Source organism: Burkholderia sp. Bp9140 (assembly GCF_003853425.1).
Lineage (GTDB): Bacteria > Pseudomonadota > Gammaproteobacteria > Burkholderiales > Burkholderiaceae > Burkholderia.
This window is the reverse complement of the sequence record NZ_QTPQ01000001.1, coordinates 262,455-280,209: the sequence shown is the minus strand read 5'-3', so window position 1 is coordinate 280,209 and position 17,755 is coordinate 262,455. Positions and strand designations below refer to the sequence as shown.

Annotated in this window: 17 protein-coding genes; 1 reads left to right on the top strand and 16 read right to left on the bottom strand. The window is 63.9% G+C overall.

The window, feature by feature from the left end; genetic code table 11:
• Positions 1-199: 199 nt before the first annotated feature.
• The 12 genes from DIE21_RS01260 to DIE21_RS01205 all read right to left on the bottom strand — a co-directional run bounded on the left by DIE21_RS01260 (position 200) and on the right by DIE21_RS01205 (position 12,204).
• Positions 200-892, bottom strand: coding sequence for a CBS domain-containing protein (locus tag DIE21_RS01260; protein WP_124495400.1), 693 nt, complete (start codon positions 890-892; stop codon positions 200-202).
• Positions 893-1,243: 351 nt separating this feature from the next.
• Entirely contained in the window at positions 1,244-2,131 is an 888-nt protein-coding gene (locus tag DIE21_RS01255; RefSeq protein WP_124495261.1) for a carbohydrate ABC transporter permease, read from the bottom strand.
• Between the two features lies 1 nt (position 2,132).
• Positions 2,133-3,065 carry a carbohydrate ABC transporter permease gene (locus tag DIE21_RS01250; RefSeq protein WP_124495259.1) on the bottom strand — a complete coding sequence of 311 codons (933 nt, stop codon included), beginning with the start codon at positions 3,063-3,065 and terminating at the stop codon, positions 2,133-2,135.
• Positions 3,062-4,099, bottom strand: a complete 1,038-nt coding sequence (locus DIE21_RS01245) for an ABC transporter ATP-binding protein (protein WP_124495257.1) — start codon at positions 4,097-4,099, stop codon at positions 3,062-3,064. The genes DIE21_RS01250 and DIE21_RS01245 overlap by 4 nt, the downstream gene beginning before the upstream one ends.
• A gap of 89 nt (positions 4,100-4,188) precedes the next feature.
• Entirely contained in the window at positions 4,189-5,583 is a 1,395-nt protein-coding gene (locus DIE21_RS01240) for an ABC transporter substrate-binding protein (RefSeq protein WP_185642715.1), read from the bottom strand.
• 309 nt (positions 5,584-5,892) lie between these two features.
• Complete coding sequence (locus DIE21_RS01235) at positions 5,893-6,093, bottom strand: hypothetical protein (RefSeq protein ID WP_124495255.1); 201 nt, start codon at positions 6,091-6,093, stop codon at positions 5,893-5,895.
• 792 nt (positions 6,094-6,885) lie between these two features.
• Positions 6,886-7,179, bottom strand: a complete 294-nt coding sequence (locus DIE21_RS01230; RefSeq protein ID WP_124495396.1) for a GYD domain-containing protein — start codon at positions 7,177-7,179, stop codon at positions 6,886-6,888.
• A gap of 369 nt (positions 7,180-7,548) precedes the next feature.
• Entirely contained in the window at positions 7,549-8,061 is a 513-nt protein-coding gene (locus DIE21_RS01225; RefSeq protein WP_124495394.1) for an OmpA family protein, read from the bottom strand.
• An 84-nt stretch (positions 8,062-8,145) separates the two neighbouring features.
• Entirely contained in the window at positions 8,146-9,414 is a 1,269-nt protein-coding gene (locus DIE21_RS01220; RefSeq protein ID WP_124495253.1) for a diguanylate cyclase domain-containing protein, read from the bottom strand.
• On the bottom strand, positions 9,411-10,118 hold the full coding sequence (locus tag DIE21_RS01215) for a YfiR family protein (RefSeq protein ID WP_124495251.1): 708 nt from the start codon (positions 10,116-10,118) through the stop codon (positions 9,411-9,413). The genes DIE21_RS01220 and DIE21_RS01215 overlap by 4 nt, the downstream gene beginning before the upstream one ends.
• Positions 10,119-10,537: 419 nt before the next feature.
• A complete protein-coding gene (locus tag DIE21_RS01210; RefSeq protein ID WP_124495249.1) occupies positions 10,538-11,035 on the bottom strand; it encodes a PIN domain-containing protein in 498 nt (165 codons plus the stop codon).
• Positions 11,032-12,204 (bottom strand): XRE family transcriptional regulator, encoded by a 1,173-nt coding sequence (locus DIE21_RS01205; RefSeq protein WP_124495247.1) that lies wholly within the window; start codon positions 12,202-12,204, stop codon positions 11,032-11,034. Before DIE21_RS01205 ends, DIE21_RS01210 begins: the two co-directional genes overlap by 4 nt.
• A gap of 403 nt (positions 12,205-12,607) precedes the next feature.
• Here DIE21_RS01205 and DIE21_RS01200 point away from each other — a divergent pair, with 403 nt between their 5' ends.
• Complete coding sequence (locus tag DIE21_RS01200; RefSeq protein ID WP_124495245.1) at positions 12,608-13,849, top strand: FAD-binding oxidoreductase; 1,242 nt, start codon at positions 12,608-12,610, stop codon at positions 13,847-13,849.
• Between the two features lie 8 nt (positions 13,850-13,857).
• Here DIE21_RS01200 and DIE21_RS01195 read toward each other — a convergent pair whose 3' ends face one another.
• From DIE21_RS01195 to DIE21_RS01180, 4 genes are all read right to left on the bottom strand, one after another.
• The gene (locus tag DIE21_RS01195; RefSeq protein WP_124495243.1) at positions 13,858-14,619 is read right to left on the bottom strand and encodes a FadR/GntR family transcriptional regulator; all 762 of its coding nucleotides are present in this window, start codon (positions 14,617-14,619) and stop codon (positions 13,858-13,860) included.
• Positions 14,620-14,689: 70 nt separating this feature from the next.
• Positions 14,690-15,580 (bottom strand): amidohydrolase, encoded by an 891-nt coding sequence (locus DIE21_RS01190; RefSeq protein ID WP_124495241.1) that lies wholly within the window; start codon positions 15,578-15,580, stop codon positions 14,690-14,692.
• A 48-nt stretch (positions 15,581-15,628) separates the two neighbouring features.
• Positions 15,629-16,570, bottom strand: coding sequence for an ABC transporter substrate-binding protein (locus DIE21_RS01185; protein WP_124495239.1), 942 nt, complete (start codon positions 16,568-16,570; stop codon positions 15,629-15,631).
• A gap of 130 nt (positions 16,571-16,700) precedes the next feature.
• Complete coding sequence (locus tag DIE21_RS01180) at positions 16,701-17,738, bottom strand: ABC transporter permease (protein ID WP_124495237.1); 1,038 nt, start codon at positions 17,736-17,738, stop codon at positions 16,701-16,703.
• Positions 17,739-17,755 lie beyond the last annotated feature (17 nt).

Here is a 17,755-nt window from a genome sequence, read left to right as displayed (position 1 = left end):
CTTCATTGTCCACACTGGGCTAACGCATGCCGTAAACGAGCGGCTAACTGAGCACGTTGAAACATGCCGGTCTCTGTCGAACATGGCGGGCGCGGTCCGTCGCGAGCAGCCCGCCGGATTGAATATGACCGTCACGATCTCCGTCATCGATCACCGCGTGCGAATCGACCTGCACGCCCGTCTCGCGACGGCGTGCGGACTACAGCGTCGGAATCACGCTCGGGAACACCAGGTGGCTCTCCACGCGCTTGACGCCGGGCACGGCCTCGGCCGCAACGCGGATCGCGTGCTTCTCCTCCTCGGACTCAATCACACCCCATAGATGCGCGACGCCGTCCTTGACGAGCACGCACTGTTTCGGCAAACGCCAGCGCTGCCCGTGCATTTCCCGGACTATCGCGTCGCGCAGGCTAATATCGTCGTGCGAAGCGGAATCCACAAACGGCGTGACGCTCGCGAGGGCGCGGATCAGGTTCGAACGGCTCACGATTCCGACCAGCTCGCCGTCCTTCAGCACCGGCACGCGTTTGAGATGCCGGCGCTCCATAAGGTCCGCGATCTGATCGAGCGGCATGTCCTCGGAAATCGAAATCACTTGATCGCACATCACGTCGCCGACGAGATGCCCGTGCTCCTTCACATACCTCGCGGCCTGCTCGCGAGGCGATGACAACAGGAATTCGAGCCACCACGGACGCTTCCCGTGGCCGGTGCCATTTTCCGCGCGATGCAGCAGATCGCCCTGGCAGACGATGCCGACGACCTGTCCCTTCGCGTCGACGACCGGCATCCCACTGATATGGTTGTCGACGAACAGTCTTGCCGCGTCGTGGATCGTCATGTCCGGTGTGGCGGTGACGACGGACGGAGTCATGATGTCGAGTGCGCGCATGATCGCTCCCTCAACGTATCGCGACGGGCCCCCATTTGTTGCACCCGTCGCGTGATTTCGGCAGACGCACCGGCGGCGGGCCGCGCGGTGCTGAGGCGCGTGAATCCGATACTCTACAAAGGCTCGCGCCGTCAGCGATTTAGGCACATGACGGACGGGGTCCTCTTCGCTGCGCAACGCGATCGTGGCGGCAAGTCTGCGCACGCCGTGCCTCGACAACGTCTGCAATTAGTGTGAACAGGCCCTTCCAGGGACACGCCCGAGCTTGTTGTGAAATGCGTCACGCACTGAGTTTAGGTTAACTCTGTCGGGAGATGTGCCAGGCGCCGCATCGAATAGCATTCGGCACCGCTACTTCACAGCCCCTTCGGTAAAAGCGGCCACGAAGCGGTCAAGGAAGACGTTGTAGATCAGCGCGACCGGCAGGCTGACGACAAGACATGCGCCCATCAGCGAGCCCCAGAAGTAGACGTCGCCGCGCACCAGGAAGGTCGGCACGCCAACACTGACGGTGTATTGTGAAGAGTTGGTGATGAACGTGAGCGCATAGACAAACTCTTGCATCACCAGTGTCAAGGTGAAGATAACGACGGTCAGGATACCGGCAGACGAAAGCGGCACAACAACTTTCAGGAATGCGCCGAAGTGACTCAAGCCATCCATCATTGCGGCTTCTACAATATCGCGAGGTACCGCTTTGAAAAAACCCATCATCAGCCAACTGCAGAAGGGCACGGTAAAGCTTGGGTACACGAGCACCAGCGACCACAGCGAATCCTGTAGGCCTAGCGCGCCGATGATGCGCGAAAACGGGATGAAGAGGATGGTGGGCGGGATCAGGTAGGTGACGAAGATGGCGACCGCCAGTTGCCGCCCCCGCCGCCCGGTGAGCCGCGCCAGGCTGTAGCCGGCCGGTACGGCCAGCACTAGCGTGATGATCACCACCACCACGCCCACCAGCAGTGTGTTGACGAGCCAGCGCACATACTGGGTTTCCTGGAACAGGACGCGCAAATTCTCCAGCGTGGGCGGCAGGTTGAACAGAAACGGGTTGTTTGCCGTATTGATCAGGTCGTGCACGTCCTTGAAGGTGGTAATCAGCATCCAGTAGAAGGGAAAGGCGCAGAACACGGCAAAGGAGGCCAGCGTCATAAATGCCGCGAGTTGCGCACCGCGCGCGCGCCAGCGCGCGCTTATCCATGCGGCCTTCCAACCTCCCGTTGCCGAGTCGACAGGCATGTCAGACCACCTCGGCGCGATGCGCCACCGTTAGCAGGAGCGCGACCACCGCCACCAGCAACGGAAACAGGAAGAGCGAAATGGCCGCACCTTCGGCCAGGTCGCCGCCCTGGATGCCGGTGAAAAACGCCAGGCTGGCCAGCACCTGGGTCGTATCGTAGGGGCCACCGCGCGTGAGCACGTAGATGATGATCATGTCGGTCAACGTAAAGACGATGCCGAACAACAGCGCCACCAGCATCACCGGCATCAACAGCGGAATGTCGATCCGGAAAAGCCGCCGCCAGAAGCCCGCGCCGTCCATGGCAGCAGCGTCGTGCAGTTCGTGCGGGATGCCTTGCATGCCGGCCAGGATGATGACGGTGGCGAGCGGAAGCAACCGCCAGACATCCACCACGATGACCGACGCCATCGCCAGATCGGGCTGGCCCAGCCATATCGGCCACACGCCGGGGCCGACCACGCCAAGCGCGCGCAACGTCCAGTTGATGATGCTGTAGACCGGGTCGAAAATCCATAGCCAGCCGATCGACCCCAGCGAGATCGGCGCGACCCACGGCAGCAGGATCATGAGGCGCACCAGCCACTTGCCAGGAAAATCGCGCGCCAGCGCCAGCGCAAGTATCTTCGCGAGCACCACCACCAGCGCCTGTGAAATCAGCGTGAACAGCAGCGCATTGCCCAGCGACTTCCAGAACTGGGGACTTTGCACGACGTGCCGGAAGTTCTCCGCCCCGACAAATCGAGCCGCCTGACTGCCGACCGTGACATCGGTCATGCTGTACCAGATCGACAACAGGAACGGGAAGCCAAGCAACAGCGCGATATAGACGAGCGCGGGCGCCAGCATCAGGGGACCCAGCCAGCGATCGTCCCACGGCGCGTGCGCCATGCCGCGGCCCGAAGTCGGTGGGGAGCTTGGGGACACGTTCATGGCGCACTGGGGACCGGGTCCAGGCTGGCGCCGGAACGCGCGTCGAAGCGGCAGAGATCGGCGCGTCGAACGGCGAAGAGGTGCCGTGTTCCAGCCTGCAGCGCCATGTTTGCCGTACACGGTATCCTGGAGACGACCTTGACCGGGGGCTGCGGCGGTTCCAGCAATCCGTACACGAGTCGATCCGCGCCAAGGTATTCGATGCGCGTGATGCTCACCGGGAGGCGTTCAAGTTGCGCATCGTCGTCGAAGAGCTCCTGTGGCAGGAAATGCTCGGGACGGAAGCCGGTTTCCACGTCGTCGGAGGCGATCAGGTTCATCGGGGGCAAGCCAATGAACGTGGCGACAAAGCGATCGGCCGGATGCAGATAGACTTGTTGCGGCGTGTCGAGCTGACGCATGCGGCCGTGGTCCAGCACCGCCACGCGGTCGCCGAGTGCCAGCGCTTCGATCTGGTCATGGGTCACGTAGATGGTCGTCGTGCCCAGGCGGCGCTGAATCTGCTTCAGTTCGTCGCGCGCAGAGGCGCGGAGTTTGGCGTCAAGGTTGGACAGCGGCTCATCCAGCAGGAAGGTCACGGGATCGCGCACGACCGCGCGCGCGAGCGCCACGCGCTGGCGTTCGCCGCCGGAAAGCTCGCGCGGCTTGCGTGTCAGGAGATGATCAATGCCGAAAAGCGTTGCGGCCCACTCGACCTTGCTCCCGATAGTGTTGTGCGCCGCGTGCTGGGCCTCCAGCGGGAAGGCAATATTCCCGGCCACTGTCAGGTGCGGATACAACGCGTAGCTCTGGAAAACCATCGCCATGTTGTGGGCGCGCGGCGGGAGGCCGGTGACGATGCGACCGCCAACCAGGACATCGCCGGAGGTGGGCGCCTCCAGCCCGGCAATCATGCGCAGCAGGGTGGTTTTTCCCGAGCCGGACGGGCCGAGCAGCACCAGGAATTCGCCCTCGCGCACGGAGAGGTCGATCCCGTCGACGGCGGTGGTGTCGCCGAAGCGCTTCGTCAGCGAGCGGGTTTCCACTGTCGCCATGGCGGTCCGGGTGGTGTTCTGTGAGGGGCGTGGCGTCAATCGCTGCGGACTGCGGGCGTCCTGCGGCGCCGGCGGCCGTCGACCGCCGTCTACACCAGCCCTCTGGCTTGCCATTTGGCGAAGATCCGCTTGCAGGCGGCCTCGGCGTCGCGGATAGCGTCTTCTGGCGTGGCGTCGCCGGTTGCAGCCCTCGCAAACATGGTGTTGAGTACCCAGGTGTTGAAGATTTCGTCGATGGCGGCGTTGGCATAACCTGGATAGCCGACATTGGTGGCCTGCACCATCAGGTTGCCCAGCACCTTGTACTTGTCGTGTGGCTTGGCCTTGGGGTCGTCCTCGATCATTTTTTTGAGGTCCGGTACGGTGCTGGGGAAGCATGGGAAGTTATAGAACTCGCTGCCGATGAAGCCCTGGCGGAAGTTGTCGATATAGTCCACAAGGAACTGCTTGGCGCCGGCAATGTTCTCGGCGAATTTCCAGATCACGTAGCAGTCCATCACATGCTCCAGGCAGATGCGCTGCGCGGGTCCGCGCAGGGCCTGCGTCAGCCAGATGTCGGGTGTGACCGGAATGTTCTTGTTTTCGCCCTCGCGCGTGATGGAAATGGCGTTCAGGCAGAGTGAAATCTTGCCCGCCAACATGGCGCGGTTGTTCGAGGAGGGATCCCACGCCAGCACTTCCGGCGTCATGGTGTCGCGATACAGTGCCCGGACGTACTTGACCGACTCCAGCGTGCCGGGCGAATTCAACACCACGTTGCCGTGTGCGTCCTGCACGGAACCGCCAAATGCGTAGAGGATGGTGCGCATGGCCATGGCGGTATCCAGTTCGGCCGACAGGCCGATGCCCACCGGAATGCCTTTTGTCTGCTTGATCTTGCGCCCGGCGTTCAGCACGTCGTCCCAACTGTCCGGCGGCGGCAAACCGGCTTCATCCCACAAGTCCTTGCGGTAATTCACGGGGTCCGGTACGAAGCTGTCGGAAAACGCGAAGTACTTTCGGGTCTTGGGGTTGTAGGTGCTGCGCACCGCCAGGTCAACCGGCTTGCCATGCCTGCGCTGGCACTCTTCGTAGATTTCGCGGTGGTCGATCACTTGCTCTTCGTACACCGGAGGCGGTGAGAGGAACATGAAGAGATCGTGCCCCTTCTGGGCCGAGACCTCGGCGGCGGCACGCGTGGCCAGCGCCGGAATGCCGACGTGATCGACGATGACCTCGGTATCGTGGCGCTGACCCCACTCCTTCACGTAGGTGCCGTCGAACCACTTGTCGTAGCCCGGCACGAAATGATTCCACTGAAGAATTCTGAGGGTATGCTTCGTGGCAGCCCGCGCGGGGCGGGGACGGACCAAAGGGGCGAGTCCGGTGGCGAGCGCGGCGGCTGCCGCGGCCTGCAAGAGGCGGCGACGCCGTGAATCGATGAGGGAACCGGCGCAGCACGCGGGAAGGCGCCGGAACGCGGCGATGCGTGGGTTGTTGTTCATGGCCGCCTCGCAAACAAGGATAGAGCCGCATGCGCTCTGTCTGCTTGGTTACGCCTGGGGCGCACGTACCATCACTTTCAAGGATAGGGAACAATCCCGGAAATACAATTAGCCTTCCTTAACTTCTGCTTTCACCGTTCCAAGAGCAAGACTGGGTGAAAAGACCCGCGGGCGGTAACAGTGGCAATCTGCGGCGCAGATATGTTCCGACAAATTGAGAGAGATTTCGACAGGTTGAGTCCGCGCCACCGGTCTCAGCTACGTAAGTCGGCATGATACCCGGATGCTCGATCTGGATTTCGACGCGCTTCACGCAAGGTACGCCTTCCGCAGTGGTAAGGCAGTGGTAAGGATCGCGCGGCGCGCTTCTTCAGATTCGATGACACCCCAACGATGCACGACACTGTCGCTTATGATGACGTTCTCCCGCGGCAACGCCCAGGGCCACTCGCGCAGCTCGGTCAGCACCGCGTCGGGCAGCTCACTGCCATCTGGCGTTTCCGACGGCATGGTCTTCTCGGGCACCCTTGCGAGCGCACGAATCAGATTGGCCCGGCAGACAATACCGACGAGCTCGCCATCAGGCTGGCGGACTTCAATCGCCGCAAAGACTGATGAAGTAACATTCGACTTCGCCAGTTGAACGGCCGTTTGCTGGATGGAGCCGTCGTCCGAGTGTCATAACGGCAGAGCGAGCGAGTGACTCGTCATGGCCGTTAGTCGCCGGCGGCGTCAGCCGCAAGCGACCGCTTCTGCCGGGCCGCTTTCGCGAAAGCGGCCGTTCATCTCGTGGCGACAAGGGGTCGCGGTGAAGCGTGAGAGCACTTTCGGTTGATGCTACGCGGGCGTCAATAGGTAGCCGCCACTCGCCATCGCCGACAACTGGCTGGATGGCGAACTTCGAGCGGTCCCGTTCAGGCCGCTGGCAAACTCGGGCTGCCAAAGCAACTTTTCTCGGTCACACGAGCACGCAACCCACCGCAGCACCTGCAACCGTCACCCCAACGATGCAGCAGCAATACCTGCGCCGTGCCTGACAAGACCTAATACCAAAAAGTACGCTCAAACCTACATCGACGCTTTTAACTCACTCATTGCTTGTTGAAAAGCCTTGCTGTATGACGTCGAATGGCTATGTAGCATTGAGCTTGCAAACTCGGCGAACCCCTCCAGCACATCTAGCGGATCAGTGCTCGGTTGAACTATAGACCCGTGACGCCTCGATGCGAATGCAACCAGCCGGCTTCCAAGAGACCTGTCTCCCCTCTGTCGATGGCCGGTTGCATCTCGCGCGTCAAGGCTTCACTTCATGCCGCCGACGATCGTCTCCATTTCCGCTTCGCCGAAAGCACGCATACTGACGGTTCGAACATTGCCTAACTGCGCCAGCATCAGTCCCAGCCGCGTCACGGTTTCGTCGTCGGGCGCATCGAGTGTCGTGACGATGTCGTAAGGCCCAAGCGTCCATTTGAGCGCGCTGACGGTGACGCCCATCGCCTGCGCCCCTTCCTGAAACGCTTTCGCTCGCTGGACAGTGTCTTTCACGGATCGCGCACCTTGGTCAGTCCAATTCATCAATACGATGTATGTCGCCATATTGCCTCCGATGGTTAAGGAGCCCATCCCCGTGTCTCCGTCCATGCACGGGTCGAACTTCACCGGCCGGCCACTCGCGTTTGCGGCCGGTGCAGCTTTCGTTTACCCCGGGATTTGTCGGACGTGTGCGTGGTTGATGCACGCATGCCCTTGATAACTCGATCAACGTAAATAGTATAGAAAGCGAATCAGCCGCCGGCGGGTCAATGATTGCGTCTTGTGCGATACCCGCGTCGCCGCAGATCGCATGTCATGTCGGGACATGTATCGTCATGGCCGTACCAAGACATTCCAGTATCCGTGTTTGCGTGTACAAGCTGCAAGCTTGCCTGCTAGCTGCCCCCCGCTCACACCGCGACAACGCCCCGCTCACCTTGGCGAAACCACGATCGCCGCCCGCCGATTCTGCGCCCTCCCCGCCACCGTCCGGTTATCTCCCACCGGATCGCGCTTCCCCTTCCCGACAACTGCAATCCGCTTCCCGTCCAACCCGACATCCACCAGCTCGATCGCCACTACCTCCGCCCGCCGCCTCGACAACTCCAGGTCATAAGCCTCCGCCCCCTCCTCATCCGAGTACCCATAAACCCGCACCCCATTGATCCCCGCCGACTTCAACGTCCGCCCGATCCGCTCGACAATCCGCCTCACATCCGGCTTCAGGTTATACCGATCGAAATCGAACAGGATCGGACCGCTCGACCCAAACTCGAACCCCTGCCCGGTCTCCTGGAACCCGGCCGACTTCAGCGCCGTGACCTGCGTCTGCGTGAGCCCCCGATGAAGCGGCGGCGGCGTACTGCACCCGCCAAGCAGCAAGCACAGCAGCACCGCGCTCCCGACGCACATCCTCCCAATGCTCACTGGCAACGAGTTTTCCATCATCGACCCCTTCGTACGCGCCCGCATCGCGTGCGCTCCTTATCCCGCCGCCGCTGCCTCGCCCGCAGCGCGAAACGATGGACCTCAAACCGGCCCGGCAACGCCTTCCGCCAACCGCCACGACCCCGGCCGCGCACGCTTGGCGCGGTACATCGCGGCATCCGCCGCGCGCAGCAAGCCGCTCGCGTCCGACGCGTGATCGGGATACAGCGCAACGCCGGCACTCATCATGGTGGCCACCATGCGTCCGTCGGACAGCTCGATCGACGGCACCATGCCGGACAAGATCTCGTCGGCGATCCGGCACACGCTGTCCGCTTCGCGCACAGCCGTCACCATCACCGCAAATTCATCGCCGCCCAGGCGCGCGACCAGATCGGTCTCGCGCACCTGTGTGCGCAACCGCGCCGCGATACCGACCAGCACCGCATCGCCGGCATCGTGCCCGAAGCAGTCGTTGATCTCCTTGAAGCGGTCGCAGTCGAGATACAGGACGGCGACCCGCTGCCCCGTCACCACGGCATCGCAGAGGGCCAGCGACAGACGCGACTCGAACTGCGCGCGATTGGGCAGTCCCGTGAGCGCGTCGTGCGTCGCCTTGTGTTCGAGCGACGCGTTTTCGTCGCGCAGCGTGTTCTGCCAGTCTTCGAATTCGTCGAGCAGCGCATTGAAGTCGTCGCCGAGCTGGTTCAGCTCGGCGATCACCGCTGGCTCGACGCGTCGCGCGAACGCACGCTCGCGCCGCACGGCGTGCGCGACGCCGGCGAGCGCGCGCAGCGGCGCAACGATGTTGCGCAGCAGACGCTTCGAGCTGACGTACGCACCGAGCACGCTGACGGCCAGGCAGCCGAGAATACCGCCGACGCCGCCGAGCAGGAACCCGAAGAACTGATGTCCGCGGCCACGCACGATGACCTGACCGACGATGACGCCGTCGTGCATCACCGGGACGGTCGCGGGCCCGGGCAGCGCGAGATCGGCGACGCCGCGCTCGAGCCGGGCGATCCGGCCGCCGGCAGGCAGCTTCCAGGTCGCGAACAACTGCCCCTTGCTATCAGTGACCACGACCTGCGCGACGTCCTCCTCGTTGGCGATCATCGCGATCGCCTCGTTCGCCGCGACACGGTCGCCGAACACGAGCGCCGCCTCGACCGTATAACCGAGCGAGCGGGCCAGCAGGGTCAGGTTGTTGCCGGCATAGGCGCGCAGCGCGATCACGGCGACGACGATCAGCGACACGGCGGCCATCGCAACCGCGACGAAGGCCAGGCGCAAATGCGCGCGGCGCAACACGCTTTGCAGCGTCGGGCGCGGCACACGCGAAGACGAAATGGTGGGCGCGGAACGTGTCATGGCGTCAGCGGCCGCCGCGCGAGGTTGAGCACATTCGGATGCACGTGCACGCCACTGCGCGCGACGGCGTCGAGATTGATGTCGAACGTGATGCGCTCGCCTTCGACCGTGAGGCAGAACATCGCGCCCGCGGTGCAGGACGGATCGTGTTCGGCGATCGTCAGCACCGGGCGGCCGGCCAGCGCGGCTCGCACCCGCGCGCGCTCGTCGCTTCCCAGCGTGCCGAGATACACGACGTCGCAGGCGATACCGAGCGCGGCATCGTCGAAGCGGACGCGCTGCACGTCGAGCACGGTCGAGCCGGCCTGCATCGGGTCGGTCAGGTCGCCCGCGTAGTCGGGCCGCCCCGTCACGCACAGATGCAGGCGAACGGGCGTCGTCGGCCAGCGCGTGAAACTGACGATGCCGAGCACGACCTGGCGCACGGCGGAGTCGTGTGATGAAAAGGCGGGACTAGTCGGATTGACGAGGGTCGTGGCGGCGGCGAGTTGCACCGTGTCGACCGGGTCGTCCGTATCGACAGGCGCCCCGGCGAGGACGGCCGGTACAACGCTCAGAACGCAAACGATTGCGATGAACGCGTGGCGCAACGCGGCGACTCGGCCCGACCGGCCGGACGCCGTCCGCGCGGCGATTGCCGCCGCGCCCGCTGGCGTCGATGCGGCTGCATGACTCGCAGCCGTCGCGCACACACTCGCATCCATGATGGAAACATCTGCTGCAGTCGTTCCCGGCGCTGCCCCTGCTTGCCATGCGCGTGCCGGCACCGTATCACGCGCACGATTGCTTCCATCTTAGGTAAAAATTCGTATCCCAAACCAGTGGGATACACCCGCGAATCACTTCGGAACGTATGCTGAATCAGTGCTGCGGCAAACCGCACCGATTCAGCGTCGACAGCGGCAGATTGATCAGCGGATTGTTCAACCGAGAACGTCAAACTTCATACGTTCTTCGGCGGCGCACTACACGCCACGTTCAGGTCGCTCAAGCACGCGACAGGAATTTCGGCTTCCGACACGGTATCGACGGCGTGCGGAAGGCGCTACGGATGGCGGAGGTCGAGACGCGCGTGCTCGCGCGGTTGGGGAAAGCGGTTCCGGGTGAGTTGATGTTCGTTGGATCAGAACCGCCAATCCTGCTGGTGCATGAACTCTTCGAGATCAATGCATGGAATCTCGAAATGCGCACATACGTTGGGTATCTTCGCAGCATGCGGCTTGGGCACCAGCCCGTCGCCCACACGCTGCCCCCCCTCTTCGGTTACGACCGTCCCTCGGCAGCCCCTGGCGCAGGCGATGACAAACGGATCGGCGACCGGTGTGCCTTTGAGACGCTGCTGTTGCCCGATCAGTGCCTGAAAATGCCTGATCTTCAAAATCACTGCGACGAACCGCAGTTCGTTCGCGGTTGGCGTCGTGAACAGGGATCGATTGCCTTTCACCCACGCCAATACATCGGCGCTCACGGCCTGTCGCTCGATCTCGTTCAACACCTCTCTCGTAGAAATCAATCGCCGCTGGCCTACAAGCTTTTCGATACCATCCCAGATACTCCGGAACACGCGTGGATAGAAATGTTGCAGTGATCGAATGGAACTGGTGTCGAACACATAGATCATGCACCGGCCCCATGAAGAACATGCGCTTCAAATCCCGCAAAGTTCTTGGGCTTGATACCAAGAAAGTCCGCTGCTTGCTCGAGCGTGATTTGATGCCGGTAGTGACGACCGACGACTTCTCGCGCGAAACGGTCGCTCAGATATGCACCTTGGTTCGCATAGTAGCTTCCGCCTGTTGCCTCTCTACGTTGCGCCGACCAGATCGTCGCCCTGCGCTTGTAGAACGCCTGACTGACTCGCCCCTGGTCCAGCAAGCGCCGCAGCACGGCCTCTCGACTCACCCCGAAATAGCTGGCCAGTTCGGCAAACGCCTCCTCGGACGCGGACTCTGCATCGGCGGGAAGCGCCGACACGAGACGATCGAATGCCGCATGCGGAATCAGTACTTCCGCCGCGATGGCGTTGCAGAATCGCTCGATTTTCCTCTCGGCGTGCGGAAGCGCATCGATATAGCCGGAATCGAGCTTGCTCAGGCCGTTCATGCTCAAGAGCAAGTGTGCCAGTTCGTGCAGAAGACTGAATATCTGACGCGTCTTCGTCGTACTGTTGTTGAGGTAAATGATCGGGAATGCATCGTCCATCAAGCAGAAGCCTGAAATCTCGCGCTGCTTGAAGGCCGACTTGAAAACGAAAATGCCCGCTTCTTCGATGGCCTTTCGCCATTGCTTGAGGGTGAGGTCATCATTACGCCACGACGCTTGTTCATCGAGCGTGATACCGAGCGCATCACGCACCCGCTCTGCCTGTTGAGATACGGACTCCGACAGCGAAAGCGACAAGGATTTCCAGATCCTGTCATCCGCAGGATTACGCCCGCCGAACACTTCCCTGAGCGATAGCTGAAACGCCTGCGCCTGCCGGATCTGCAGATAAGTGTCGCGGGTGAGCGATCGCATGTCCGCTTCAGGGAGCGTCCGAAATTCACGCTGGGGCACTTTCTCATCGGGCGGCGCCGGAAGAAAGAAGACCGCGAGCGGCCTCTTGAAGACCTGATACGCGAGCTTCTCGAGTTGAACGTAGGTCGGCGCCCCGGCGCCCGCCTCCCAGTCAACAACCTCGGTCGAAGGAATGCGAAGCATGGTGGCTACTTCGTCGATCGACAGTCCGACCGTTTCTCTCGCCCAACGCAACACCTCGGGCTGCACGCCTTCAACGGGTTCTCGTTTCATCCAGTTTCTCTATCGATTCAATAAGCCAACTTCAGCAGCATGATAGACACATGCGTCGCTCGCCACCGACACGCTCGACATGCACGAAACGCGCGCACCGGACACGGTCCGGAACGCCGCCCTGACCGGCGATTCGAATCCATTTTAAATCATGGAGTTACAAGTTCGAGTAGTGGCGACGCGCGAGCCTAAGCCACGCATCCCGACCGACACTTTGCGCAGGAGCGACGCACACAATGTCGCCCATCGTGAAGTGCGAGCCGCTGAGCCGCATCCTGATTTTGCGAATCGAACGACATAGCGAGTATCCTAACAAGCAGCCGCATGTCGATGCGGTATCCGGCATTCGGCCTCGTCCATAACGTTGGCTTGCCACCGACATCAACCGCCGTCACCACCACCGATGGACTTCGACGTAATCGTTCTGGGCGCAGGCATCGTCGGCGTCTCCGCCGCGCTGCACCTGCAGGATCGCGGCCGCAAGGTCGCCCTCGTCGACCGCGGCGCGCCCGGCGAAGGCACGAGCTTCGGCAACGCCGGGCTGATCGAGCGCTCGTCGATCGAGCCGTATCCGTTCCCGCGCAGCCCGTTCACGCTGATGCGCTACGCGCTGAACCGCTCCACCGATCTCTACTGGCACGGCACGTCGCTGCCCGCGTTCGCGCCGTGGCTCGCGCGTTTCTGGTGGGAGTCGGCACCGATGCGTCACGCGGCGGCCTCGCGCGACATGCTGCCGCTGATCGAGCGCTGCATCGTCGAGCACGACGCGCTGATCGCGCGAGCCGGCGCAGGGGAACTGGTGCGTGCCAGCGGCTGGATGGAAGCGTTTCGCACGCCGGCCGCGTTCGAACGCGCGGTCGCCGATGCGGGACTCACCGCGCGTCGTCACGGGCTCGGCATCACGCCGCTCGATGCCGCGGCACTCCGCGCGCAGGAACCGAGCCTCGCCGCCGGCTTCTGCGGCGCACTCCACTGGCTCGATCCGAAAAGCGTCGTCGACCCGTCCGCGCTCGTCAAAACCTATGCACAACTCTTCGTGCAAGGCGGCGGCACGCTGCTCACCGGCGATGCCGCGAGCCTCGACGCGCTTTCGCCTGGCTGGCAGGTCACGACGGAGCAAGGCAGGATCGCCGCGCCGGCCGTGGTCGTCGCGCTCGGCCCGTGGTCCGACACGGTGTTCGGCAAGTTCGGCTACACGATTCCGCTGCGCGAGAAGCGCGGCTATCACATGCACTACGCGCCGTCAGAACGCGGCGCGCCGTCGGCGCCGATCGTCGATCGCGAATTCGGCTACGTGATCGCGCCGATGCGGCGCGGATTGCGGCTGACCACCGGCGTCGAGATCGCGCGGCGCGGACTGCCGCCGACGGGCGTGCAGCTCGATCGCGCGGAACGCGTCGCGCGCCCGGTGTTCGGCTTCGGCGAACGGCTCGATCCGCAGCCGTGGCTCGGCTTCCGGCCGTGCACGCCCGACATGCGGCCGGTGATCGGCCCCGCGCCCGCGCATCGCGGGCTGTGGTTCTCGTTCGGGCACAACCATCACGGGCTCACGCTCGGCCCCGTCTCCGGCCGCCTGCTGGCCGAGATGATGACGGGCGAAACGCCGTTCACCGATCCGTCGCCCTATCGCGCCGACCGCTTCTGAACGCGCGCTCAGTCGAGCGCGCGGCCGAAGATCCGGATCACCTCGTCGAGATGCTCGGCCATCGCGCGGCGCGCGGCCTCCGGGTCGCGCGCGCGGATCGCGTCGAGGATCGCGCGGTGTTCCAGCTCCGAGCGATGCGGCATGTCGTTCGGCATGTACAGCGACTGCAGCCGCTGGAACATCAGGTCGTACTTGTGCGCGAGCAACTGCTTGATCATCAGCGCATACGCGGGGTTGTCGCTCGCTTCCGCGATGCGGATATGGAACAGCCGGTCGCCCGGATGCGTGAGCGAGCCGCTGCGGTTGTCTTCCTGGTTGCGCAGGAACGCCTCGTGAATCCCCTCGATCTGCGCGTCCGAGCCATGTTTCGCGGCGAGCGACGCGGCTTCCGGCTCGATCAGCCGGCGTGCCTGCAACAACGCGAACGGCGGGATTTCGGTATCGAGGTCGAGCGCGATGCCGAGTTCCGGATCGATCTCGACGATCGAAAACGGCGCGACCGTCGTGTCGATCTGCGGCTGCGGCGCGGCCACCGCCTCGGGTTGGCGCACCTTCACGCCATCGCCGACACGCACGCTGACGAGCCCGTTCACCTCGAGCGCGATCAGCGCCTCGCGCACCGACGTGCGCGACACGCCGAACTGCTCGGCCAGTTCGCGCTCGGGCGGCAGGTAGCTGCCCGGCGGGAAGTCGCCGGACTCGATCATCGCGCTGAGCTTGTCGGCGATCTGCTGGTAGAGGCGGCGGTTCTGAATCGGCTGGATGGACATACGTTGATACAGGTAAGCGGTTGCGTTGCGACGGTCTGACGAATGGTGCGTCAGGCCGTTCGCGCCTATTTTATATGCCGGGCCTCGCGTCGTCCGGCACCGCATAGCAACGCACGGCCGTGCCGCCCCACAACGCGGTGCGCTCGGCCGCCGACAGCCGCGCTTCGGCCCAGCGCTCGACCAGCGACGCCACCTCGTCATACGACGCCGCGAGCAGGCACACGGGCCAGTCCGACCCGAACATCAGCCGCTGCGGGCCGAACGCGTCGAGCGCCGCATCGAGGCATTGCTCGATGTGCCGGATGTCCCGGCCGCGCAGGCCGCGCCGCCAGTCCGTCTCGGTCACGAGCCCCGACAGCTTGCACACGACGTGCGGCAGCGCGCCCAGCTCGCGCAGCCCGGCGCGCCAGCGTGCGAATGCCGTAGCGTCCCGGTCGAACTCTGCGAGCGCGGGCTTGCCCGCATGATCGAGCACGAGCCAGTGCGCATCGTGCCGCGCGCAGAACGCGCGCACGTCGGGCAACTGACGCTCGAACACGAGCACGTCGTACACATAGCCGTTCGCCTGCAGCCACGCGACGCCGCGATTGAACGCGGGATCCGCGACGAACGCGCCGACGTCGGCTTCGTCCTGCACCTGGTGACGAAAACCACGCAACTTCGGGCTGCGCCATTCGGCGATGCGATCGGCGAGCGCCGGCGCACCGAGATCCTCCCAGCCGACCACCGCCGCGATATGCGCGTCGTCGCGGGCGAGATCGAGCAGGAACGCCGTCTCGTCACGCCCGGCGCGCGCCTGCACCGCGATCGACGCGCCGAGCGCCTGCGCATGCATCTGCGGCCATAGCGCGTCGGGCAGGTAGTCGCGGGCAAGCACGCCCATCCCGGGGCCGATCCACGGATAGTCGGCCGCGCGGTAACGCCAGAAGTGCTGGTGGGAATCGATACGTACTGCGCCCATGGTGTCCTCGTGGTTCGCCGTTACCCGCAGCATCACATCACGTCACGCTCAGTCGTACAACACCGCCGTGATCTTCGGGTCGTCGATATTGGTCTTGTCATACCAGTAGAAACCGGTATCGATGACCTTCGGCAGCTTCTCGCCCTTGATCGCCTTCACGGCCCCTTCAACCGTCTTGTAGCCGATCCCGATCGGATTCTGCGTGATCGCGCCGGCCATCAGCCCGCTGCGGATCGCGTCCTTCTGCTGCTTGCCCGAATCGTAGCCGACGATCACGACCTTGCGTTTCATCTCGCGCACGCCGTTCACCACGCCGATCGCCGAGCCTTCGTTGGTGCCGAACAGGCCCTTGAGCTTCGGATACGCCTGCAGCATCGACTTCGTCACCTCGGTCGACTTCAGCTGGTCGCCTTCGCCGTACTGCACGGTGACGACCTTCACCTTCGGGTGCGCCGACTTCATCCGCTCGAGAAAGCCGTCGCGGCGGTCGATGCCGGTGCGGCTCGTCTGGTCGTGCGCGACCACGGCCACCTCGCCTTCGTCGCCGATCAGCGCGGCGAGCTTGTCGGCGGCGAGCGCGGCGGCGGCCTTGTTGTTGGTCGCGGCCGTCGTCACCGGGATGTCGCTGTCGACGCCCGAGTCGAACGCGATCACCGGGATCTTCTCGGCCTGCGCCTTCTTCAGGAGCGGCAGCGCGGCCTTGCTGTCGAGCGCCGCGAAGCCGAGCGCGGCGGGCTTCTTCGCGATCGCGGCGGACAGCATGTCGATCTGCTTGTCGACCATCGCCTCGGTTTCGGGGCCTTCGAAGGTCACCTTCACCTTGTAGTCCTTCGCGGCCTGCATCGCGCCCGCTTTCACGGCCTGCCAGAACTGATGCTGGAAGCCCTTCGAGATCAGCGGGATATAGGTTTCCTGCGCCTGCGCGCCGGCCGTCACGCCGACGGCGAACGTCAGCCCGACGATCGCGTTCAACACCTTGCTCCTGATCACTTCGCGTCTCCTTGGTTGGTATCGACTGAAATGCCGGCCCGGCCGGCGGTGAAGCGCATGTGTGTTCGTGTTCGTGTTCGTGTTCGTGTTCGTGTTCGTGTTCGTGTTCGTGTTCGTGTTCGTGCGTGCGTCAGCGGCGGCGCCGGCGCAGGATGTCCACGTAGACGGCGAGGATGATGATCACGCCCGTCACGACCGTCTGCCATTCCTGCGCGACCGACAGGATGCGCAGGCCGTTGGTCAGCACGCTCATGATGAACGCGCCGATGATGGTGCCGACGATGCTGCCCGCGCCGCCCGACAGCGACGTGCCGCCGATCACGACGGCCGCGATCGCATCGAGCTCGTAGCCCTGCCCGAGCGCGGGCTGCGCGGAATTCAGCCGCGACGCGATCAGGAGCCCGGCGATCCCGCACACCGCGCCGCTGAACGTGTAGACGGCGATCTTCCACGCGTCGACGTTCACGCCAGACAGCCGCAGCGCTTCCTCGTTGCTGCCGAGCGCGAACGTGTAGCGGCCGAAGAGGGTGCGGTTCAGCACGATCGACGCGCCGATCGCGACGAGGAACAGGATCAGCACCGCGTTCGGAATCGGCAGCGCGGGGATCAGGCTGCCGATCAGCGAATCCTGCGCGATCGACGTGAAGCCCGGCGTATCGTTGAAGTAGATCGGCCGCGTGCCCGAGATCACGAGCGACAGCCCCTTGAGCAGCATCATCATGCCGAGCGTCGCGATGAACGGCGGCACCTTCATCTTCGCGATCACGAAGCCCGACACGCTGCCCGACAGCGCGCCGAAGCACAGCGCGGCCAGGATCCCGAGCGGCAGCGGCATGCCCCAGTTCGTGAGCACGACGCCGGCCATCACCGCGCAGAACGTCATCAGCGTGCCGACCGACAGGTCGATGCCCGACGTGATGATCACGTAGGTACAGGCGACGGCCAGCACGCCGTTCACGGCGGTGGCCTGCAGGATCGACACGAGGTTGTCGACTTCGAGGAAGTTCGACGACGCGAAGCTGAAGAACGCGATCAGCAGCACGAGGCTCGCGAACGCGAGCAGCTTCTGCCGCGCGGCCGGGTTGAAGAAGCGCGACTTCAGGCGCGATGCGGCGGCCGGCGTGTCGCCGGAAGCAAGGGGCGGAACGGGATGCGTATCGTTGGACATGATCGGGTAAGCGTCGT